Annotated in this window: 14 protein-coding genes; 8 read left to right on the forward strand and 6 right to left on the reverse strand. The window is 61.8% G+C overall.

Annotation, left to right across the window (positions count from 1 at the left end):
- Window positions 1–308 precede the first annotated feature (308 nt).
- Window positions 309–1,934: an ABC transporter ATP-binding protein gene (locus tag N5C18_RS13775; protein ID WP_279944802.1), complete on the reverse strand. Its 1,626-nt coding sequence runs from the start codon at window positions 1,932–1,934 to the stop codon at window positions 309–311.
- A 250-nt stretch (window positions 1,935–2,184) separates the two neighbouring features.
- Here N5C18_RS13775 and N5C18_RS13780 point away from each other — a divergent pair, with 250 nt between their 5' ends.
- The 4 genes from N5C18_RS13780 to N5C18_RS13795 are packed head-to-tail and all read left to right on the forward strand — an operon-like array spanning window position 2,185 to window position 8,120.
- Window positions 2,185–4,569, forward strand: coding sequence for a TonB-dependent receptor (locus tag N5C18_RS13780; RefSeq protein ID WP_279944803.1), 2,385 nt, complete (start codon window positions 2,185–2,187; stop codon window positions 4,567–4,569).
- A 9-nt stretch (window positions 4,570–4,578) separates the two neighbouring features.
- On the forward strand, window positions 4,579–6,042 hold the full coding sequence (locus N5C18_RS13785) for a DUF3526 domain-containing protein (protein ID WP_279944805.1): 1,464 nt from the start codon (window positions 4,579–4,581) through the stop codon (window positions 6,040–6,042).
- Entirely contained in the window at window positions 6,039–7,397 is a 1,359-nt protein-coding gene (locus N5C18_RS13790) for an ABC transporter permease subunit (RefSeq protein ID WP_279944806.1), read from the forward strand. Before N5C18_RS13785 ends, N5C18_RS13790 begins: the two co-directional genes overlap by 4 nt.
- A 12-nt stretch (window positions 7,398–7,409) precedes the next feature.
- Complete coding sequence (locus tag N5C18_RS13795) at window positions 7,410–8,120, forward strand: ATP-binding cassette domain-containing protein (RefSeq protein WP_053449737.1); 711 nt, start codon at window positions 7,410–7,412, stop codon at window positions 8,118–8,120.
- On the opposite strand, the gene N5C18_RS13800 is transcribed toward N5C18_RS13795, so the two are convergent.
- From N5C18_RS13800 to N5C18_RS13810, 3 genes are all read right to left on the reverse strand, one after another.
- Window positions 8,117–9,958 carry an asparagine synthase-related protein gene (locus tag N5C18_RS13800; RefSeq protein ID WP_279944807.1) on the reverse strand — a complete coding sequence of 614 codons (1,842 nt, stop codon included), beginning with the start codon at window positions 9,956–9,958 and terminating at the stop codon, window positions 8,117–8,119. The genes N5C18_RS13795 and N5C18_RS13800 overlap by 4 nt on opposite strands.
- Before the next feature lie 3 nt (window positions 9,959–9,961).
- The gene (locus N5C18_RS13805) at window positions 9,962–10,606 is read right to left on the reverse strand and encodes a lasso peptide biosynthesis B2 protein (RefSeq protein ID WP_279944808.1); all 645 of its coding nucleotides are present in this window, start codon (window positions 10,604–10,606) and stop codon (window positions 9,962–9,964) included.
- Between the two features lie 149 nt (window positions 10,607–10,755).
- Entirely contained in the window at window positions 10,756–10,908 is a 153-nt protein-coding gene (locus N5C18_RS13810; protein ID WP_162292569.1) for a hypothetical protein, read from the reverse strand.
- Window positions 10,909–11,099: 191 nt separating this feature from the next.
- Here N5C18_RS13810 and N5C18_RS13815 point away from each other — a divergent pair, with 191 nt between their 5' ends.
- On the forward strand, window positions 11,100–12,026 hold the full coding sequence (locus N5C18_RS13815) for a hypothetical protein (RefSeq protein ID WP_133934678.1): 927 nt from the start codon (window positions 11,100–11,102) through the stop codon (window positions 12,024–12,026).
- Window positions 12,027–12,414: 388 nt separating this feature from the next.
- On the opposite strand, the gene N5C18_RS13820 is transcribed toward N5C18_RS13815, so the two are convergent.
- A complete protein-coding gene (locus tag N5C18_RS13820; protein ID WP_279944809.1) occupies window positions 12,415–13,107 on the reverse strand; it encodes a hypothetical protein in 693 nt (230 codons plus the stop codon).
- Between the two features lie 1,485 nt (window positions 13,108–14,592).
- Here N5C18_RS13820 and N5C18_RS13825 point away from each other — a divergent pair.
- From N5C18_RS13825 to N5C18_RS13835, 3 genes are read left to right on the forward strand one after another with little or no spacing between them, the layout of a single operon-like run.
- Window positions 14,593–15,162: a hypothetical protein gene (locus N5C18_RS13825; protein ID WP_279944810.1), complete on the forward strand. Its 570-nt coding sequence runs from the start codon at window positions 14,593–14,595 to the stop codon at window positions 15,160–15,162.
- On the forward strand, window positions 15,155–17,005 hold the full coding sequence (locus N5C18_RS13830) for a hypothetical protein (protein WP_279944811.1): 1,851 nt from the start codon (window positions 15,155–15,157) through the stop codon (window positions 17,003–17,005). Before N5C18_RS13825 ends, N5C18_RS13830 begins: the two co-directional genes overlap by 8 nt.
- A 56-nt stretch (window positions 17,006–17,061) precedes the next feature.
- Window positions 17,062–18,057 (forward strand): Type II secretory pathway, component ExeA, encoded by a 996-nt coding sequence (locus tag N5C18_RS13835; protein ID WP_053495960.1) that lies wholly within the window; start codon window positions 17,062–17,064, stop codon window positions 18,055–18,057.
- A gap of 1,744 nt (window positions 18,058–19,801) precedes the next feature.
- Here the strand turns inward: N5C18_RS13835 and N5C18_RS13840 are convergent.
- Window positions 19,802–21,847, reverse strand: a complete 2,046-nt coding sequence (locus tag N5C18_RS13840; RefSeq protein ID WP_279944812.1) for a sigma factor-like helix-turn-helix DNA-binding protein — start codon at window positions 21,845–21,847, stop codon at window positions 19,802–19,804.
- Window positions 21,848–22,227: the final 380 nt, after the last annotated feature.

Here is a 22,227-nt window from a genome sequence, read left to right on the forward strand (position 1 = left end):
AGCTGCGGCGGCGTTAATTTCGCGTTAAATAATAGCAAATGCAAATCGTTCGCACTAGCAACCGCAGGCGCCTTTTCCTTTGGGAGCGCCCTCGCGCCGTCCGCAGCACCGCCACCAGCAACCCCACCAGGGCAATCCCCGCCGCCAGACTCAGCCCACACCTTCCCAACACTGCCCCAACAGTGGGCTGCTGAAGACGCCGACTGCAACGGCAACCAACAACACGAACCCCAGCAGTGAACTTGCCAAGACCGAAAGGGACGTCCTTACACCCACCAGCAGGGCACGGTCACACGGTGTATAGAGAGTCATTTGCGATTGGAGCTTTGCTTCACTGCGCAATCCTCCGACGAAGTTTGGTTTCGATCACCGGCAAGGTCGATGACCTGATCGGCTGCGGTCACAACGCTCCATCGATGGGTGATGGCCAGCACAGTCACCTCCTTGGCCAATTCGCGAATGTAAGCAATGATCTCGCGCTCCGTCGCCTCGTCCAGCGCCGAACTGGCTTCATCCAGAAGCAGGATCGCAGGCTCGCCATAGAGCGCACGCGCGATGGCGATGCGCTGCCGTTCGCCGCCGGAGAGTTTCAGCCCGCGCTCGCCCACCGTGGTTTCAAAGCCCTCGGGCAGCGCGTCGATCAACGCCAGGATCGATGCCCTGTGGGTGGCGAGGCGCAACCGGGCATCGTCGCGGGGGCGCCCCAGCAGAATATTGTCAGCCAAGCTCTCGTTGAGGAGGATGACATCCTGGGGAACCACCGCGACGGCGGCATGCCAGGCGGCACGTTCGATCTGGGCCAAGTCGGTGCCATCTATCAAGATCCGGCCGGCCTGGGGCTCGATCGACTTCAGTGCGAGCTTGAACAGCGTCGACTTCCCTGCCCCGGTCTCACCCATCAGGAAGTTGATGCCGCCGCGCCCGGCGTGGAAGGACGCATCATGGACGCCGCGGCCATTGCCGTAGTGATGGCTGACATGCTGGAACTCGATCCGGCCGCATTCTCCGTGGAATCGGCCGACGTTCTCGGCCTGCCGTTCTTCGGCTGCCGCCCACAGCGCCGACAACGGCGTCAGCAGGGTCCAGGAACGGGCGACGTCATCGATCGAGCGCGCGATCATTTCAAAGGGCATGTTGAGCTGCAGCAAGAGCAGGTTGAACAGCACGATATCGCCGACGCTCAGGTGGCTGCTCTGGTAGCGCGGGAGCAGCAGTGCGAAGGTGACGATGAACTCGACCGCCAAGCAGATGCCCAGCAGCGCGATGAAGCCGATCCGCTGCAGCACGTAAGCGCGCCAGCTGTCGCGGACCTCCTGGGCCTTCTGCTCGAAGCGCTGGATCATCCAAGTGCTGCCGCCGAACTGCCGCAGCGTCTCCATTGCGTTCATCGCATTGCCTAGGAAGCGCGCATTCTGCTGGCCTGCCTCGAGCGCCGATTCACGATGGATCCGCGCGCGGCGGGTGGCGATGGCCGAAAGCGTGATGGCAACAGAACCATAGCCCAGCACGATGACCACCACCTGCAGGTTGATCAGCGCTCCCAATGTGACCAAGGTCAGCAGGATCTGCAGTGCACTGGGAATGAACACCACCAGGCCGAGCTGCACCACGATCTTCAGGGCATTGCGCCCTTTTTCGCCGGCCACCTGCAGTTCGGCTGCGTTGTAATCCAGGAAGAAGCTGTGGGTCTTCTTCAGCAGGCGCGCGAAATAGCGGGTGCTGGTGATGAAACCCAGGTTCTCGCCACTGAGGAACGACAGGTACTGCACGGTGTTCTGCAGGATGCTGGCGGCACCGAGCATCACCGCGTAGAGCAGGAACCATGCCGCCAGTTCACGCAGGTCTTCCGCGCTGATGCGGTCGATCAGGCGCGAGAACAGATACGGCGCTGCCACCGTGGCCAAGCTGGAAAGCACGACGGTAGCGGCGATCAACAGTAGCAGCCTGCGGTCAGCCTTCCAGTACGCGGCAAGGATCTCGGTGACCGGCGGTGGCAGCGCGAACGTTCTCATCAGCGTCGGTCAGGCATTGGTGCAGTAACTCCCGTGTGGCGGTGCGCCTGCCCTCGCCTCTCGCCACCGCAAGAAGCGTCGCGCACCCTGAATGATATGATATAACATCGCCATTGAGGGCGCGATGGCTCGTGCCGCAGACCAACATCCGATGAGATCGATGGACCGGGGCATGAACAACGCATCCACCGCCAGGCCGGCGGCGCTGGTGGTCGCCAGCTTGGCCGCCGCACTCCAGCTCAACGCTCCGGCAATGGCGCAGGACGCCGGCGCTCCCGCCAGCCATGCCCAGGTCGACCGGCGATCCGAAACCGCCACGCTGGACAAGGTGATGGTCATTGGCAGCAACATCCGCGACGCCATTGGCGGCGGTGCCTCCCCGGTCATCGTGATCGACCGGGAGGCCATTGATCGAAGCGGGGTGCCCTCGTTGCAGCAGCTCTTCGAGAAGCTGCCGCAGAACTTCGGTGGCGGCGCCAACGGCGCCAATGTCGGCAACCTCGGCGTCGACCGCGACACCGGCAACAACTTCGGCCAGGGCACTGCCATCAACCTGCGCGGCCTCGGAACGGGCACCACGCTGACGCTGATCAACGGCCACCGTGTGACCTCCTCGAACCGCTATCAGTACGTCGACATCTCGCTGATTCCGCTGAGTGCCATCGAGCGCGTGGAGATCCTTACCGATGGTGCCTCTGCCATCTACGGCACCGACGCCGTCGGCGGTGTGGTCAACATCGTTCTGCGCCGGGATTTCACCGGCTATGAGACCTCGCTCCGATATGGCAGCGTCACCCGCGGCAACATGGACGAGTACCAGGCATCACAGTCCGCCGGCTGGTCCTGGGAGGGGGGCCATCTGATGGCCAGCTACGAGTTCCTGAAGCAGGCCCACCTCGCTGCGGTAGACAAGGACTTTTCCCGGAACGTTACAGTCAGGCCTTACGACATCTATCCCGGATCGAAGCGGCACAGCCTGTACCTGGATGGCGAGCAGGAACTCAGCGATGTGCTGACGCTCAACCTGACCGGCTCCTTTGCCAGGCGCGAGATGGACACCACCATTTCCGGAACCGCCGACGAAACCCGCCTGTTCCCGCATACGCGGCAGTTCGATGTGTTCGCCGGCCTTACCCTTGAGCTTCCGCGCCAGTGGCAGGCACGCCTGAATTCCGGATTCGGCAGGAGCGACGTCTCCTACGAGAGAACCACCATCTCGGGCAGTTCGGTCAGCACCGCACCGCCGACGGATACGAATTCCGAATCGCGCTATCTGGAAGTGATTGCCGACGGCGAGCTGTTCAATCTCCCGGCCGGCGGAGTGCGCGCGGCATTCGGTGCGGGCTACCGCCGAGATGGCTATGAACTGCTCGACCACCGCGGCCTTGAGAAGCCGGTGGATCTGCAGCGCACGATCCGCTCCGCCTTTGCTGAGCTCAATGTTCCGCTGCTCGCAGACACGCCTGGCGTTCGTCGCTTGTCACTGACTGCGGCCGCACGCTACGACAACTACAGCGATTTCGGCTCCACCCTCAATCCCAAGCTGGGCCTGCTGTGGGAGGCGACGGAAGGACTTTCATTCCGCACCAGCTACGGCCGCTCCTATCGTGCGCCGGTCTACCAGGACATGCAGCTGAACAACACCGTGGTGGTGGCCAAGGTACCCAACCCGAGCGCGGCCAGCGGAAGCACGGTGCTGATGATGCTCTCCAACGGCAACCCGGATCTGGGGCCTGAACGTGCCAAGACCTGGACGGGAGGCTTCTCGTTCGCGCCCCCGTCACTGCCGGGCTTCAAGGTTGACGCGAACTACTATCACATCGAGTATGCCGACCGGATCGGCAGCGGCTTCGGTGGCAGCTTCCCGTCGCTGTTCCTGCAGTCCACCGCGCCTTATGCGGACCTGCTGACCGTCAATCCGACGCCGCAGCAGATCCAGCAGGCGCGCCAGCTCGGCGCCTCCGGCCTAGGCCTGTTCGTATCGCGGGCAGGCCCTTATGCCCTGGCGCCAGGTGCCGATGAAACCAGCAGCGAGGTCATCCTCGACAACCGCTTCCGCAACAACGCGTTCACTTCCCAACGCGGCGTCGATTTCAATGCCTCCTACGACTTCGACGCCGGCCAGACCCGCGTTGCGTTGAACCTTGCCGGCCAGTACATCATCGATTCCAAGCGCCGCGTGACCGCCACCTCGCCCGAGGTCGACGCGGTGAACACGGTGTACTTCCCGGTCGACCTGAAGGTGCGCGGTGGCCTCGCCATGAGCCACCGGCAGGTCGCCGGTGGGCTGTTCGTGAACTACGTGGACAGCTATCGCGATCCCGCCAACCGGGCCGACCCCCACGTCAGCTCGTGGACAACGGTCGACCTCAATCTCAGGTATGACTTCAGCGACTCTGCCGGCGCCGGACAGGGCACCTCGCTGGCCTTCAACGTGCAGAACCTGTTCGACAGGAACCCGCCGTTCATCGTCAACAGCATCAACACCGGTTTCGACCCGACCAATGCAACGGCGCTTGGCCGCTTCCTGTCCATGACGTTGACCCATCGCTGGTAGGACCCCGCCATGAGCGATGCCTCCCCCGCCTTCTCCAGATCCGCATCGGCCCTGCGCCAGACCCTGACCGTTGCCACGACCCAGCTGAAGCTGATGTGGCGCGAGCGGCGCCTGTTGTGGCTCGCGCTGACCCTGCTGCTGCTTGCGGGGGCGTCGGTTACCACGGGGGCAGCACGGCTGGCCCAGCAGGCCCAGGAGCGCCAGATCGTAGCGGAGCAGGAGGCAGGGCTGTGGGACAGCCAGGGCATGATCGATCCGCATGCCGCCGCGCACGTCGGCCGCGCCATTCCCGCGCCTGTGCGGCCGCTGGCGGCGCTTGACCCGGGCATCTCGGATTTCGTTGGCACGTCGGTATTCATTGAAGGCCATGCGCAGAACCCGGCCCGGCACCGCCCCATCGACGCCGGCGCCGCGCTCAGCCGCTTCGATGGCTTTTCCGCAGCATGGACGCTGCAGGTCGTGGCGCCCCTGCTGATCATCCTTGCCGGATTCGGCAGCCTCTCCGGCGATGTTGCCCGCGAAACCCTCCGCCAGGAGCTCGGCAGTGGCGCATCGGCCCATGTGCTGATCGGTGGCCGGCTGATCGCGTTGGCGACGGCGTCGCTGCTGCTGGTCCTTGCCCTGCTGGCGGTCAGCCTTCCGGGAATGGGCGGACACATCCTCGGCACGGCCGACATCATCGCGCTCGTTGCGATGGTCGCGGCGTACGCGCTTTATCTCCTGGTGTTCTGCGCCATCACCATCGGCGTCTCGGCGCGCTTCAGCGCAGCACGCACGTCCCTGGTGGTGCTGCTCGGCTTCTGGGTGGTGGCCACCCTGCTCGCGCCACGGGTGGCCCCCGCACTGGCCGAATCGCTGGATCCCACGCCTACTGCACCCGCGTTCCGGGCGGCGGTCACCGAGGACGCGGAGAACGGCGCCGATGGCCACGACCCAGCGGACAAGCGGCTGGACGCGCTCAGAGCAGAGATGCTTGCACGCTACCAAGTGAGCGACGTGGACGATCTCCCGGTCAATTTCCGCGGTGTGGCGCTGGAGTTCGCTGAAGCGAATTCCAGCGAGACTTACAATCGCCACTTCGAACGCATCTACACCGCCTACCAGCGGCAGGAAAACACGCAACGCGCCTTCGCGGGGTTGTCCCCCACCCTCGCGCTGCAGGCCGCGTCACGGGCACTGGCCCGCACCGATTTCCCTGCACATCTGGCCTTCCTGCGGGGCGTCGAAGACTATCGCTACCGGCTGATCCAGGCACTCAACCTGGAAGTGAAACAGCACAAGGCAGTGAACGGCAGCAAGCATCTAGCCGATATTGCGACCCTTACCCGCTCCGTGGTGTACAGCCCACGGCAGCCGTCGCTGGGCCAGATCGCCGCGGCACAGTTGGTGAACGTCGCCATTCTGCTGACCTGGGTGCTGCTGGCGCTGGGGCTGGTGCTTACGTCAGCGCGGCATCTCGGGAGTGCCCCATGAGCAGCCTGTCGATCGCAGGGCATGAGATCCGTCGTCTGCTGCGTGACCGGGCCTTGCCAGTGCTGCTTGGCCTGCTGGTGGTGCTGGCGGCCTATGCAGCCTGGAATGGCAGTGCATGGGTGGGGCAGCGCGAGGCTGCCATCGGCTTGATCCACGCGGAAGAACAGGATGCCAGGGAGCGCAGCCGGGGGTTCGTTGGCAAGGCGCCGTCGGTACTGCCCCGGGTCCAGCCGGTGCTCCCTCCCGCCCCGATGGCGGCATTGTCGATTGGACAGGCCGAAGCCTACCCCTATACCGCCGACGTGGTTGCGCTGGGTGACCGTACCCAGTTGCTCAGGCATGTTTGGTCCGACATCGGCAATCCCGCCGTGCAGGCCGCTGGCCGATTCGACCTGGCCTTCGTCGTTGTGTTCCTGCTGCCCTTGGTCATCCTGGCGGCCACCTTCGACCTCTGGTCGCGCGAACGCGAACGCGGCATCACAGCGTTGGTGTTGTCACAGCCCATCGCGGCAGGGCGACTGATCGCGGTGAAGGCATCGGCCCGCGGCGCTATCGTGCTGCTGCCTGCACTGGCCATCATCGTTGCCGTTACCGCTGGGTCGGGTGCAACAAGCCCTTCCGGCCTGGTCGTGCTTGCCCTGATCGTGCTCGCCTACGGCAGCTTCTGGCTGGCGCTGGCAGTGCTTATCGGCTGTTTCGCCCGGCGCACCACCGAGGCCGCCATCGCCGCCGGCGCACTGTGGCTGCTGATCGTGGTCATGGCCCCGTCGCTGGTGCTGGCAGCGGTGAACCTGATGGTTCCGCCGCCCTCACAGATGCAGCTGGCAACCGCGCTGAAGGCGCAGCTGGCCGACACTGCCCGCCAGCAGCAGCTGCGCCACGCGGCAGAGCCGCCCGCCACGCGTTCGCCAGCGCCGCGCATTGCCGATGCCGCACGCGTGGCCTATACCGATCTTGTCCAGGCCGATCAGGTCATCGCCCCCTTGATCGCCGCGCATGCAGAGGCAGAGGATGCGCGGCGCCAGTCACTGGACCGGGTGCGCCTGCTGCTGCCGTCGGTAGCAGTGCAGGATGCACTGGATCGCCTCGCCGGGTCGGACGCCGACCGGGCGCTGGCGTTCCAGCAGCAGGTTCTCGCCTACTGGCAGGCACGTCGGCAACTGCACAAGGACTATCTGGACCGTGACATGCCACAGACGCTGGCCGAGTATGACGCCCTGCCCCGTTTCGAATTCCAGGAAACAGCGGCTGCCCTGCAACGCGGTGTACTGATCGACCTGGCCGCGCTGGCCGTGGCCACCCTGCTACTGCTGATCGCGGCCGGGTTGCTGCGGCGTCGGCTGGGCACTCCCTGAGGTACATCACACATGCTGACTGCAACGCATCTGGTCAAGGAACACGGCACGCATCGGGCGCTGGATGATGTGAGCTTCACGGTGCGCCCCGGCGAGATCTTCTGCCTGCTGGGCGCAAACGGGGCCGGCAAGTCGACAACGATCAAGCTGTTCCTGGGCTTCCTTGAACCTACCTCCGGATCCGCCGAGGTTGATGGGCTCAGTGCCTGGCAGCGGCCACAGCAGGTGCGCCGGCGCCTGTTGTACATCCCGGAGAACGTGGCGCTGTATGACGAACTGACCGGCTATGAAAACCTGGATTACTTCGCGCGGCTGGCTGCGGTGGAGCAACGTTCGCCCGCACGGCTGAAGGACGCGCTCAGGTCCGCCGGGCTGGCGCCGGAGGCATTCGGGCGGCGCGTCGGGTTCTACTCCAAGGGCATGCGCCAGAAGGTGGGCATCGCGCTGGCCATCATCAAGGAAGCCGGGGCGTTGCTCCTTGATGAACCGACGTCCGGCCTGGACCCGACCGCTTCGGCCGAGTTCCATGAGTTGATCGTGCGCCAGCGTGACCGCGGCACGGCGATCCTGATGGCCACCCACGATCTGTTCCGTGCCCGCGAAGTGGCGACGACCATCGGATTGATGCAGGCCGGCAGGCTGCGCAGGACGCTGGATGCCAGCACGATCACCGCCAATGATCTTGAGAGCCTATACCTTGAGGAAATGAGCCGGAGCGCCTAGGCCACGCCGACCGCAGGCACGCCGGGTCGGCCCATCCAACGCCTGAGCCAGGCTTCGATGTTGACCTGGGGGCCGAAGATACCCAGCACCTGGGATGAGTGATCCGGGCTGACCCTGCGGATACCCGCGTCGGCCGATGCGCTGTCGATGTAGCCGCGCCGCGCCAGCAGGCCGTCCACCAGCAGGCCCCTGATGAACTGCTGATGCCGCTGGGTGACGGCGACCGAGTGATCGTCCAGGTAGCACTTCACCTTGCGCGAGAGCAGGGCCTGCGGCAGCAGGCCCTGCAGTGCACGACGCGCGATCGTCCTGTCCTCCGCGCCGGCCATCAGCAGGTGCAGCGGCAGACGGGCAAAGAGTTCGACCACAGGCTGTGCGCTGAGCGGTGACACCCCGTGCCAGCGCCCTGCGCCCTCGAACGGATCGAGCACACTGGTCGGGAAGATCATGCGCCCGATGTGAGCCAGCTTGTGCGGGGAGAGCCTGTGCCCCTGTGCACGTGCATGCCGCAACCAGGCAGGCGGCGTGCCATCCTGTTCAGAAGCATCCACTTTCACCCATTCGCACGGGTTGCCCCAGCGGCCATTGATGCTGCCTGGCCTCTTCAGCACGCCATGGACGAAGGCATCCTTGAATACCCCGAACAGCGAATCGCCCGACTGCGCGGTTTCGAACGCAACACGGAAGAAGTCGCGGTCGATCCCCCGTCGCCACGCGTAATCGATGGCAGCGGCATTGCCCTTGAAGCGCAGGAAGACCGCATCGCCGCCGACACCGGTGAACTGCACCGTATCTGCGTCGAAATCCACGTCGCGCCGATGCAGCAGGTAGCCCGAGCAATGTGCAGGACGAGCGGTTCGCGGGAAGTCCATGATCTCTTCCAGCGAGCAGTGGGGCTGCCGCTCGTACTCGACGAACTCGCAGCTTCGTCCCGAGGACTCACGGGCACCGGCAATGGCCATGCGCGCGAACATGCGCTCATCGGCACCAATGCCGGCATCGTAGTGATGGACGCACTTCACTTCCGGTGCGGAGGGCGCATGCAGCAGGCCGGCGAGGACAATGGAGGAGTCCAGCCCGCCGGACAGCTGAAGCTGGATGCATCGATGCTGGCTCGCCAGCGCACCGATGCAGCCCAGCAACGTTGCACGTGCCAGCTGCACGGCCTCCTCCAGATCTTCGATGGGCGCTTCACTGGCCTGCCGCACCACGTCCCATTGATAGTGCCGGCCAACCGGCTGGCCATCGCGGATAGTCACCGCCTCGCCCGCCTCCAGGGCGACGACCTCCTCGAATCCTGTCTGAAGGCCATCACGGAACGGGAACAGCAGCGAATAGGACAGGAACGACCAGTCGACGTTGAAGTCACCCAATCCCAGAAGCAGGCAGTCTTCCATGTTCGAAAAGACCACCGTCAGCTGATCGACCGTGGTCATGTAGCACGGAATCTCCGCCGTCGGGTCGCGCAGCACGAACCAGCTGGCGGTATCCGGCTGGTAGCCCAAGGCCACGTAGCGCCCCCAGTACTGCTCCACCAGGCTCCTGCCCTGCGTACTGCAGGCGGTCGTGCCCGCCGCAGCATCGGGAACTGCCTGGGCGGGAACGGTATCGGCGCCGAACACCTTGTGGAACAGCTTGCCGAGTACTACCAGCGGGCCGGACCGGCTGTACTCGAAGTAGCCAGGATTGTCAGTCTGGGCATAGATGGCACCGCCACTGCCCTTCATCACGCATGCGATTCCGGGGCGGCCCACCTCGATCCGTTCCATGGCCTGCAGCGCCTGCGCACGGGCAGATTCGGAATGATCGTTCCAGAACACAGCGACATATCGGTACATGGATCAGGCCGGCTGCAGCACCAGGATGGGCGTCATCCGGCGCAGGTTGAAAGGGATGTCGGTCAGGACACGGTCGCCGTGCTGCAACCAGCAATGCGCCGCAAACGGCTGGGTCCGCACCGCGAACACCCACGCGGGAACGATGCCGTACGACCCCAGAAACTCGCGCATGGCCAGGCAGTACAGGAAGCACTCATCGGTCTTCCTGAAGGCGATCGGTCGCAGCCAATCGAATACCCGAACCAGGAGGGCCAACTGCTGCAGGTCCACCTCGCCCGGCGTGGATGCCTGACCACGCCGGCGCGCTGCCGAAACCGTGTAGCTGAAAGGCAGGAACATCCTGCTGCATGCCGCACGCGTGACCGAGGCTAGGAAGCGGCGCACATCGCGGGCAGTGATCGGTGGACATCCCCGGGACTCGCCCTCGCGCACCCAGTGCCGGGGCAACGCGATTGCGGCGCTTGCTGCGGATTTTCCGCGCAGCGGATCCTGGGTGATCAGGCGCCGATCAATCAGCGACTGGAGCATCCTCGGCCTGGGCACTCCGTCGGAGGCCAGGGGCCAGTCCTGCACCAGGCCGCCAAGCCCCGCCGCCCAGCGCCGATCGATGGAGAGATAGCTGCCGGAGGCCTGGTCAAGAATGACCATCGCGTCACCGGTCACACAGACATGCGCGTGCTTCGAAAGGAAGTATGGAGCTTCAGGCTGGTCCATCGCGAGCGTGATCTCATGCTGCTGCAGGCATCAGAGCGGTGCATGCGGGGGCATGCACCGCAGGTCATGCATGGTGCGATGGATCAGGGCGAGGTGGTCGGGAAGACGCCATCCCACAACGTGCCGTGGTTGTGCGCCTTCGTTTCGGAAACCACCGAGCCCAGCTCGATCAGTTCACCCTGGTCTTCGTGATTCTGCTCTCCAGCCACTACGCCCAGCTCAATCAGTTCGTTCATGAACATCTCCTCTAGTTAGTGGGTGCACCCACGCAATGCAGTGGATGCACAGCAGCCAAGCCGGCGTCACCCTGCGTTGTTCAGCACGATTGCCGCCAAGGCACGCAAATGTTACGATATAACATATTATTTTGGTGTGACGGCCAGCCGGATCGGACGTCGCTGCAGCGACTCCCACGAGAGCGAGATGGATGCCCACCGACATCAATGACGATGGCCTTGATCCCACCCTTCTGCTGAAGGGCCTGTTTCCGCTGCCGAAATTCATCCGCTTCGTCAGGGAGCGTTGCCCGCCAGGACGCTTTGATGAAGCGACGCTGGTGGAGGAATGGCGGAACGCCCGCGCCCTGGTGCGTCGTCTTCATCAGGACGAAGCAGACGCCGCCGATGCCATGGACGCCCTTGCCCTGCCCGAAGAGATGCAGCCATTGGCGGAGCAGGCCCTCCGTCAGCCCTCGATGCACCGCATGACGAGCGTGGTGTCCCGCTGCTGGCAGATGGTGGAGATCGATCGGCTGGTGGTCTTCCAGGAGTGCATCAACCTGCGCCACATCGATCAGCTGGCGGCGGCCACGGCCGCGTCACCCGATGCACGGGAGATCATGGAGCTGGTGGCGCGAAGTGGACGCCATGCACATCCGGATGTGCGCTTTACCCAGTCCGATGGCAGCTACACATTCGCCTCTGCGTCCAACGACCTGAGGTTTCTGGACGTGGCGGCGATCGACCCTCGCTGCATCGCCGATTACGAGCCGTTCGGCGCGGCCAGCCACGCCCTTGTCATCTATCTCGGTTTCAGCGACAACCTCATCAGCGCAACGCGCATTGGCCGCCGGATCATTCTGACCAATGGCTCGCACCGGCTGTACCTGCTGCGCAGGCTCGGCTTCCGCTATGCCCCCTGCCTGGTGACCGATGCGTCCGACAGCGATCTGTCCGACGTACTGTTGCCAGCAGCGGTCAAGCAGGATCGGCAGTTCTACCTGGGCGCTTCGCGACCGCCGATGTTTAAGGATTACCTGGATCCGAGCCTGACCTGCACTGTGCCGGTCACACGCAAGCACTATGCGCTCAGGGCCAAGCTGGATTTGCAGAGGATCACGGTTCCCTCTCTCTAGCGATTACCGCTTCAGATCAAAGAAACCATGCTGTTAGAAGCGGGGTTGATGCCCCTGCCAAGATGGGCGTCAACCAATGGATGGTCCCCGTCACCAGCCTCAGTCTCGAGAGGATGGCGGCTATCCGCGCTCCCACGATAACGCACGCTTATCGACAGGTTGAAGGTGGCCGCCCGCACGCCCAGAATGCGCATCCGCCCTGGCATCGTGGAACACCCGCGGCTATGAAGTCCCCTCTTCTAGGCAAACAAAGTTGGATCAACGCTGCACTTGTTCGGTCAGGTGGGCATGGATGATAGGGCGGGGTCGCTGGTACCGGGCGGGATTAGGAGGAAGTCTCATCAGGCAATGGCCAATATTCAAGCCTTCTTGAGCTGCGAGCTGCATCCTAGAATCCGGGGCTTGGGGTGTCGTGCTCGTCGTCAGTCTCTTGTGCCGACGTTCCCTGCTCATTGGCGTAGGTGGTGGCGTCTCGTTCCAGCAATGCGTCGAGCGAAGGCGCAGCAAGAAGCTGGAACTGTCCATCAACTGCGGACACTGTTAGCCAGGTCGCCGCGTGGCCTCCGCTCCCATCACTGTCGCCTACTCGGAAGGTTCGGATGTGTTCCAAGTAGGTGAGCAGAACCTGTGGCGGCACTCCCCACGAGGGCCCTTTGTCGGGTGAAATTTCCCGGGTTAAAAGCTTGATCAGATCAGACGCTGAGAATGAATCCGCCTTACCGTCAAGCTCGAATGCGCTGAGATACTGTGCGAAATACAGGTTAACTCGTGTAGCCGCATGCTCACCAAAGCAGATGAAGTGGCCTAGTAGCGACGTATTCCGCCAATCGGAGATATCCATCAGTGCCTCTGGGAAGCCAGACTTCCACTTCTTCCGCTCACCGCGTATGTCTGCCTGTCGGCGCTTGAACTCAATGGCCATACATCGCTGAGCACCAAGCACAACGTCACCGAGACTTCTATCCAGCGGAGTCTGCTGGAACAGATTGACCGGCAGGGTCCGCCCCTTCCGCCCGCCTTCATACCCGAGCGCATAGATGAACGCGCCTAAGAGTTGATTTTCGTAAGCGATGGAAGCCATGTCCCTGGTACTTGCTTGGTACATCAAGGAATAGCGGCCGCGCCATCCCCATCTGTAGTCACAAATGGGCGGTGCAGCGATCGCCTATGCCAGGAGCGCGGCGAGCGGTAGATGCGCCAGGCGCCGGGAACCCGATTCCTATGAGGCGTCCCGCTCCGATCGGACACGCTCGATCACCTTTTTCTGTCGACCAACGAATCGGTCGGGAACACCTCAAATTCCGATATACCCTTCGAGCTAAGGCGGCATTGGAGATGCTGATCAACAACTCGCTCGGCATGGGTCACACGCCTGCGTACGTAGTGCTGTACTAGAGGTAGACAAGCTCCGGCTCCCCGGCTTCGACTCAACCACGATTCATGTCGATCTGACGGTCGAATTCACCTTCGGAGCTCGATTGAACCTGCAACGAGCATAGGAACCCCGGTTTGCAGTTCACGCTACTGACTGCCAAAGGGGCGGGCTGCAGGGTGCAGCCCTTCCTTCTTGATCAGGACTGTCTGTGATCGCAGCGGCTTGCCGCAGCCAGCAGGTCGAGCCTTCTCGATGACGGTGTGAGGCCTCCACTGCGCTGCGATCTGCATATCTATCCAACCGCGCAAAGCTCAATCAATGAATCCATTGAGCTGCGCAGGTGATTTGATTCGGCAGGCCATGCAATAACTTTGATCCCAACCACCTTGATACCCTTTGAATAAGGGGCAAATGTTCTGCTGAATCAAAGTCTTGCGAACACTCTGGCAGGTCGCTAGAGTCGTGGAGCTGTCGTGGTTCTGGAAGTGCCCGTGACTTCAGCTGATTGCTTGGAGATCATCCATCTCCGCGCCTGCGTTGCGCTCCTGGCGATACCACGGACGCGACCAGCATTGGGCGCAGCAGCCCACGCGAAGCTTGACCAGGTGCGGCCATGCAGCGTCGCTGTACATCGTCAGGGCCTTATCAAGAACACCGCAGGAATCGCTGCCTGAATGAACGGGGCACGCCTATCGCGTTCGACGTGACGGTTCGTACCCCCTTCTTCAGACCCTGCCCCGCTTCTTACTTGAGACGTTAGCGCATGACCGAGTAGCCAATACTCTCCGACCTTTAGAAATGGAAATGCCCCCGTTCGAGCGGGGGCATTTGCCTCTCGTCGGAGCGGGAGGGCGTGAAGCATAGAACTCATGCGAGGCCTAGGCTCCCCCATTTCTCCAATCAAGTCAAGCAGCCTGTCTGACGGGCCGGACTCGTATTGCCATTCCCAGGCGCCATTCGCGTGCGCCGAGGGGGGATGCTGCCCGCGATCCGGCTACCGCCCTACAGGCAGCGCGCCTGTTCGCCTTGTTCGGAGATCCCATGCCTGCTGGAGCCACCTACCGTGGTGACGACTCACACACGAGCCATCACGTTGACCCCGCCCTGCCCTACGCCCCCCGACCGCTTTCACGAGGAAAGCGAGATCGACGCGAGGTGTTTGTCTACTACTCCCCACGTAATCAACGCGTGGTGACCGTCGCCGACGCCGTAACGTTTGCCGCAGCGCTTCAGCTGGAATTCGATTCGACAATCGCCCTCTACATCGAACGCCCACGCCGGCTGCAGGTTTCTGAGAAGTTCGTGATCGATGTTTCCTTCCTGGCGATTACTCGCTCAGGGGAGCAGCGCTTCATTCTGGTATTGCCCAATGAGCGAAAAACGAGAAGCACCGGTAGTGCTGCTGGCCTTCCGGATGCGCTTGAGCTTGATGAGATCGCCAAGCGAAACGGCATCTATCTGAGCTATGTAACTGAAGATCATCTCTTGTCACAGCTGCCCGCATTGGGTGAGGCCTTTGACCTTCTACCGCTGGTATGGTCCAGCGAGAGGCTCGCAAATCGCGCCAGCCTTGCCCAGCAAATACTGAACATCCTCGGGCGCGTTGAGCGATTCAGGTTATCCGATCTGATCGGTGCCTCTTCAGCCACTACGCACGAGGTCCGGGCAACAGTGGCATGGCTGATTCATAGCGGCAAGCTTCGTCTCATTGACTATGCGCAAGGCGCACCGGATGCCATTCTGGAGCGGTGCCATGCATGATCATCACTCGATCTACGATCGTGAAACCTTGCTTCAGTGGTACCGCCCTGACGAATGCGACCTGAAGGAAGAGGTACGTTTCCGTTTCCGGCAAGCCTGCGCGGCATTGACTGAAGTGCTGACTGGCGAGCTGCAGATCACCAAGGCGGCCAAAGCTTACGGGCTCTGTAGGAAGCGCCTGCGCCGAATGATTCTTACTGCGCCCATGATGGCCAGTGATGGGCGTCCCCACGGCTTCAGGGTCTGCGTTCCCAACGGGGTCTACATCCGAAGCGAAACAGCCTCTATTGATGTGGAGGTTCCTCGCTCGGGGCGCCCAAGCGCAATGGGTCAGCTTCTACAGGCCATTCCTCAGATCAAGCTCTGGGTGGACGAGTTCAATCGCCCGCTCCCCCCAGGTCGCGCGCCGAAGGCGTTCAATCGGCTGCATGGTCGAATCTGCGCCGAGCTGCGCAGACGCGACCTCGCTGACCACTATCCGCTAAACACCACGGATAAGGGGCGCCGAGCGTTGCTCGACTACATGAGGCGCAGGCGGATCCAAGAGAGCGGGAATGGGACGTGGGAGTTTGATGTCGATGCGCCGGAGGGCATCGAGCAGGTCCTTAGGCAGCATCTTTACGGGCGCACCGAATTTGATGCCCATCAGATCGATATCGAGGCAACCTTGGCAGTCGACGTGCCGGGAGGTGGGAAGGTCAATCGACGCATCACTACAATCTGGCTTCTGATAGAAATTGAGGTGCGTTCACGTGCGATCGTGTCCTGGTCGTTGAGGGTTGGACGTGCCTACACGAACTTAGATGTCGCCCTGTGTCTGGCTGTGGGACTGCGCCCCTGGGAGCGGCGTGAGCTGACAATTCCCGGGCTGTCCTATGCCCCGGGTGCGGGGATGCCAACAGGCCTTGCGGGTGACTTGGGGGCCCGGCGCTCAAGATCCATCGCCCTGGACAATGCACTGGCGCACTCTGCCCATGACCTCGAAGCAGCGTTCTGTCGCTCGCGAGGTGGCGTGCTGATCTTTGGCAAGGCACGCCAGCCTCGTTCCAGGCCTGTGGTAGAGCAGCTCTTCTCACGGCTGGAGCGCGGAGCGCTTCGCCAGATCCCCGGAGGATTTGAGCCGGCTGTCAAGCTGGGCGAGAAAAGGATTCGTATCAGTAACTTCTCGCCGGATGACCACCCCATCCAGATGCAGCTCTTTGAGGAGCTACTGGACGTGATCATTGCTAACTACAACGCGACGTCACATGTGGCACTGGGTGATCTTTCGCCGCTGCAGTTCCTCCGGGCAAAGGGAAGTGGAGCGTTTGATTTCAGTCCCGATTCGGCGCGTGAGGATGCAGATGACATGTGCACGATCGTCGTTCTGCTAACCGTCCATGGGGACCGCGCAAAAGGCGTTGTTCCGCACGTCAACTATATGTACGTCAAGTATCGAGCCCCCAGCCTGGACGGTCGCTGGGAGATGATCGGCACGAAGGTCATGGCAAGAATCAATCGCAACGATCTGCGAACCATCCTGCTGATGAGGTCTGCCACAACCCCATTGGGTGCTGCCCGCGCGGCCGCCCCGTGGAATCTTAGGGCACACGATGAAACCACCCGCAAGCTCATCATGCGGTGGATCAAGAATCGAACTGAATTCAGCATTCTGGGCGCCGACTGCGCCATTGAGGCCTATGTTGCCTTCCTCAAGACTCAGGCAGCCAGTGACCAATCCGCGGTAGATCAGCTGGCGAGAATGGGTCACGTAGGCCACGACAAGGCTCCGCCTGCCGTAGGCGACATCTACAAGCAGCCTCTCCGCATTGCGCCAGATGGATGGATCAGCTTGGATGAATGACTTCTACGACCACTACAGGCACCGCTGCAGCCTCTGCACACCCACGTGGGATCACCATGAACGCTACTGATCACCCGATCTTCATTCCTGACGGTTACCAGATCAACACTCACCCCACTGAAGAGCTGGCCAACTTCATTCGCATGAGTATCAGCGAGGGAAGGCACGGCTGTTCGGCGTATGGCGGTGGAGGTGTTGGCAAGACCTCCGCCTTGAAGTACCTGTCAGATAACAGTTCCAAATGGCTCAAGGACTCTCGGGGACAACCCATGGGCGTAGCCATGCGGATGGTGATGGCTAGCGGCATTCGCCGCAGTGATGGTGCGTTCTGGTCTGCGATCAACAACCGGATCGGCATATCCAACGCAAAGGTGATCAAGGCCAGCGTCGGAATGGACCGGGTACTCAACCTGATTCGTAGCCGTTGTGGTCAAGCCAAGGTCCGACGCCTGGTGCTGTTCATTGACAATGCCCAGCGCATCACTGAAAGCGAGTACGAGTATCTTGAGGATCTCGACAGCCAGGTGCTCGATGACAACCTAAGTCTTTACTTGGTTCTGATGCGTCAAAGCGACGCTGAAGGCGTCGATGTCGGCGACGATTGGTCAGATCGAGCCTCGCACACGGTACGCAGGTGGTTCATCGACACGATGCGCTACCGTCCCATCACCGGAGCGGCCGAGGTCACCCATGCGCTTTCGCGCTTTGATTCTCAGGCTTCATGGCCAACACCGGAGATGCCCTTTAGCCGATTCTTCGCAGCGTCTGCCTTTGATGCGGGTTGGCGGCTGGCAGACCAAGCGCCGATGATCCTGCAGGAGCTGGCCGCACTTCGTAAGGCCGGAAAGCTTCCCGAGAGCGAAGCATGGCCGATGGCCACCTTCACTCTCACAGTTCGGCACTTGCTCACGGAGATCGCCTGGAAGCATGAGGGCTTTCGAGAGTTCAGTCGTGAACAGGTTCGAGACGCTCTGCTGAGGAGTGGCTATCTGCGCTTGGAGTACGTTCGAGCCAAGATGCGGCTTCCTGACTATGGTCAGGGCGCGGCGTAGGAGCTGAGCGTTCATGCCTTGGTCTGACTACCTGCCCGCCCCGGCCTCGACTGCGCCCATGATTGGGGCAGAGCTCACCTGCTACCCCTACATTTCCGGATTCGGTTTGGCGCAACGGATCGTTACCCTTGCCCTGCCTTCTCCGTCGGACATGGTTCGTCTCGGTTTCAGAAACCGGGCAAGCATGGATGTGCTTCTGGCAACTCAATCGAGAAGCAAGACACGATTTTCTCTCCTTTGGGAACTAGGGCTTGGCCATACGACTATCGCTGACTTCTGGAGCCCGAGTGCATGGAGCCCGGTTCAGTGCGGGCGTCTGTTCGAGCGGCATGTGCGGCCGGTTAGGCAATGCCCAGAGTGTGTACGCCATGGCTATCACAATGCCGCATTTCAGTTGCCCTCGCTTGATGCCTGTCCCTGGCACCGCGAGCGGCTCCGCAGTACCTGCGAGCACTGCGGGCGGATTGTATTTGCCCAATTCCAGGATGGTGATCGTCTTGGAGTTTGCTCGTGCGGTATCAGCTTCATCGACCCTCGGCTAGCACTCACAGAGATGCATTCGTTTCCAACGGGCGAGGCATCTGCATGGCTGGAGGAGTTCAGGGAATGGAGTTGCGCACAACGGGCGATGCGGTGGATCCAGGTGCCTGAGCAAGCAACTGACTGGGATGCGGCGTTCTGCGCTATCGCCGGGGTGGCACAATCAGGGATGGGTGCCGGGGAAGGAAGTGGGGCCAGTGGGCCGGCACCCATGCAGGTCTTCGACGGTGCAACTGAGGATCCCCCTGAGGGGGCGCTATGGGGATGGTGTCACCTAGGCGGTAGCCAGACGCTAAGATGCGCGCCCTTGCCAGCTTCGGTCTTTGTACTCCTGCAGGCAGTCACGCGGGCTGTTGTCCAAAAGGTGTCCGTGGACGGAATTTCATGTCTTGAGCCGTGGGTCCACGACGGCCTCACGCCGGGTCCTGCTGAGCTCGGAGGCGCCACCAATGGAGGAAGCGGACAGGGTTGGCTTGCGCCCTATGGCCGATCGGCAGCAGGTCAGGTCTGGCTGAACCTCTCCGTGGTCGACCGTCAAGTCACTGCTGCCTGTGGCGCACTTCTAGAATTGGTGGCATGCGAGCTGGCGGACCTGCCCCTCGTTAGTGATGTCTCTCCTCAGCAGGCCATCTCATGTGCCCTGGACCAAGTTCAAGGGCGCAGCCTGCTCATCGCAGCATTGCTTGCGTGCTTGGAACGTGCGTTCAGCCAAGGCCTGACATCTGTTCTGAGGGGCTTCTGGGGCAATGGGCAGCCGCGATCATGTATTGAGGCGCCCTGCTTTGGGATTGTCGGTGCACCAGGGCACTTGCAGAGTATGCAGCTCGTCTGGGTACCCATCGCTCTCTTGCCCCCGACGGGACCGAAGTCGGGGGCTTCAGATGATAAGGCCGTACGGCCGGCCAAGGCATCGGTAAAGAGGAAGTTGGAAGCCGTGAAAAGGCGCGGGATCAAGGCGCCGCGCATACTGAAGTGATCATCAAGAGCCATGCAACGGCCAGTGAATTCAGCCGGCGAGCTGTGCGGCTTCCCTGTCGGCTTGACTCTTAGAGCAGCGACCACTCCAAGCTCTGCGATCCATCAGCATACTTCTTCGAGGCTTGGTCAATACACCATCTGCAGACTGAATGGTGCGGTTCTCACATACGGCGTGACGCTGATTCCCAAGGCGATTGACAATATCTAATCTCCATGGCGCCTAACCTCAGTCGCCATCCTCAAGTTCATCCCCGGCTGACCCGATGATCTCTACGAGCGCCTTTCTGGTCCGGCTATTGGCGGTCACCCTGTAAGCCGTCCCTGCGTCGCCTCCTTGCGAAACGACATGCTTGATCAAACCGATCATACGATTCTCAGTCAGTGTGAGAATTGCGCCTTCGGCGTCATACTCGCCCGCATCCAGATGCAAGAAGGCCTTACTGGGCACGCCTGCGTAGAGGTTGGTCAGCGAGCTCTTGCTAACCGTGTTCACCCAGCTAACGTCTCCGGAGCTAGAGACGCTAATCTCCCGGTAGTTGACCAGCGGCCCACTGCTGGTTCCTACGCGACTCTGCGCCTCGCTCAGGCGCGCAGCATTGATCGGCCAACCTCGAATTGCAAAGATGCCGCGATCGACTTGACGCAACAGCGGTGAATAAGCCAAGGCGACAGAGAATGAGACAGTGTTGATCCCAAGGCCTGTAACAAGGACCTCATGCAGCTCACTGCGAGAGGCCAATCCACCTCGAAGCTTGAGTTCCTCAACGATTGAGTGTGCAACTCCCTTCTTGCCTTCCTGAGCTGCGTCAGGGCTGGCCAACCGGAAATCATCCCCTTGCTGACAAATCAAGGCAGGCGTCTTGGCTAGAACCCACTGCACGACCTCCATCGGCGGCCAGATGCCGGCATCCTCTGCGACGTCCGAAGAGGCGATACGGGAGTGTCGTGTCACTCCGCTGTAGATGACCTCAATGTCCAGCGCACCCTTGGCATTGGACAGAATGTCGATGGCTCGGTTCACGACTCGGTTCGCACTTCCGTCGATACCGAACCAGTACCAAGCTTGATCTTCATCGATCCACTCGAACCCTGGAGCATGAGCGATAATAGAACGGAACTCTTCAGGCGCGATCCAGTCACCGTGCTGGCGCATGGTCAAAGCCCAGACGAGATTGACCTGGGCAGCCCCGCAGTGCCTGATCGCCGCCTTGGACTGGCTAATTCCGTCCATGAACCAATCCGGCAGCTGCCCAGCAAGCACGACAGGTTCTCCCTTCTTTACACGGATGATCTGTACTGGAAGAGATCGCCCAAGCACTTCACGTCCATAGTCAATCGCACCCTGCAGGCTCAGTGTTCCGCCCAAGAGACTGCGCAGTCGCTCCTCGGCTTCGGGAACTGCAGCTCCCCCTAGACCCTGACAGGAGTCAACCAGCGCATCAAACTGCGCTGTCAGTACCGCGGTTGTTGGAAGGAAGGACAGCTGTTTGTCCACAATCTGGCGAATTCGCTCGCGGGTGATCCCATGAATCTCCCCGATGGCCTGCAGCGTGCTCTCGGCATCTCCTTGCCCGCCGTAGCGAGCCCTGAAAACCAATGCATTTCGCTCCGCATGGGAAGGGACATGCGCGCGCCGGCTCAGTAGGCGACCATTAAACAGAATCTCCTCGTACAGATCCGTCGGAGTACCCATCGACGCAATGACCTCGGCCTCAATAGCCCGCCCCTGACGCACGTCGAAATCTGGGCCGGGTGGCTCGACGCCACATGCCTCGGCGATCGCACAGATATCCTTGTACTTGGGGATTCTGCTGATTGCGACGTTCTCCCACGCTGCCACCGACATGTGGGACCTTCCTATCCGTTCGGCAAGCTCCATCTGCGTAAGACGACCTCTAGGATTGTCTCGACGTGCAGAGCGAAGCCAGAGCTTCAACGCATTGCGCGAAGCCCGGGGAGGCGCAACCGATCCTTCTGGTGCATTGATGTCCAAGACGGCAGGGGAAAGATATTCAGCGGCCCGTACTACAAGATCGTGGGCCGGGTAGCCGGTAGCAGCGGAGATCCTACTGATCTCCTCTGGTAGAGGAGTCTCTTGGCAATGCGAGCTGAAGAGCTTGACGAGGCGCTTCCTCTGGATTCCCGTCTTCGCATGAATATCCGAGATCCCTTCGGATCGTTGCAGCGAGAGCGACATCCAGTTCTTGATGATCTCTACAGCGGACTCGCCTGAGAGCTCTTCAACTTCGGTACCGATCCATCCGTCGAGCACAGCCCCTCCCTCGCCGCCCATGCCTGCGCCACACCCTGGCGCCCCGCAGATGACTATGGCGCGCCGTCTGCGGACTGTCCACCTCTGCGCCTAGATGCGAGCACTTAGGCGCCTATGGTGGCCTCGAGCGCAATGAAGCGCGCTAATCACCCCCCCCTTCTGTCGGTTGGCCGTTGCCAGGCGCAGTTCAGCCCTTGGAGCCAGAGCGCGATTGTGGGTCGCCCCAGTAGTTGAGTTGGATATGCGCCACTGAATTTGGGGCATCCTGTCCTTGAGTCGGACAGAAACGGGGGAGGACTATCCGCAGCTCATCGACGATGGGGCACCTTGTCCGGCTTACGCGGAACTCGGGGAGCATTGTCCGTAGTTCGAGCGACGGA

It is taken from the genome of Stenotrophomonas sp. GD03930 (genome assembly GCF_029839665.1).
Classification (GTDB): Bacteria; Pseudomonadota; Gammaproteobacteria; order Xanthomonadales; family Xanthomonadaceae; genus Stenotrophomonas; species Stenotrophomonas forensis.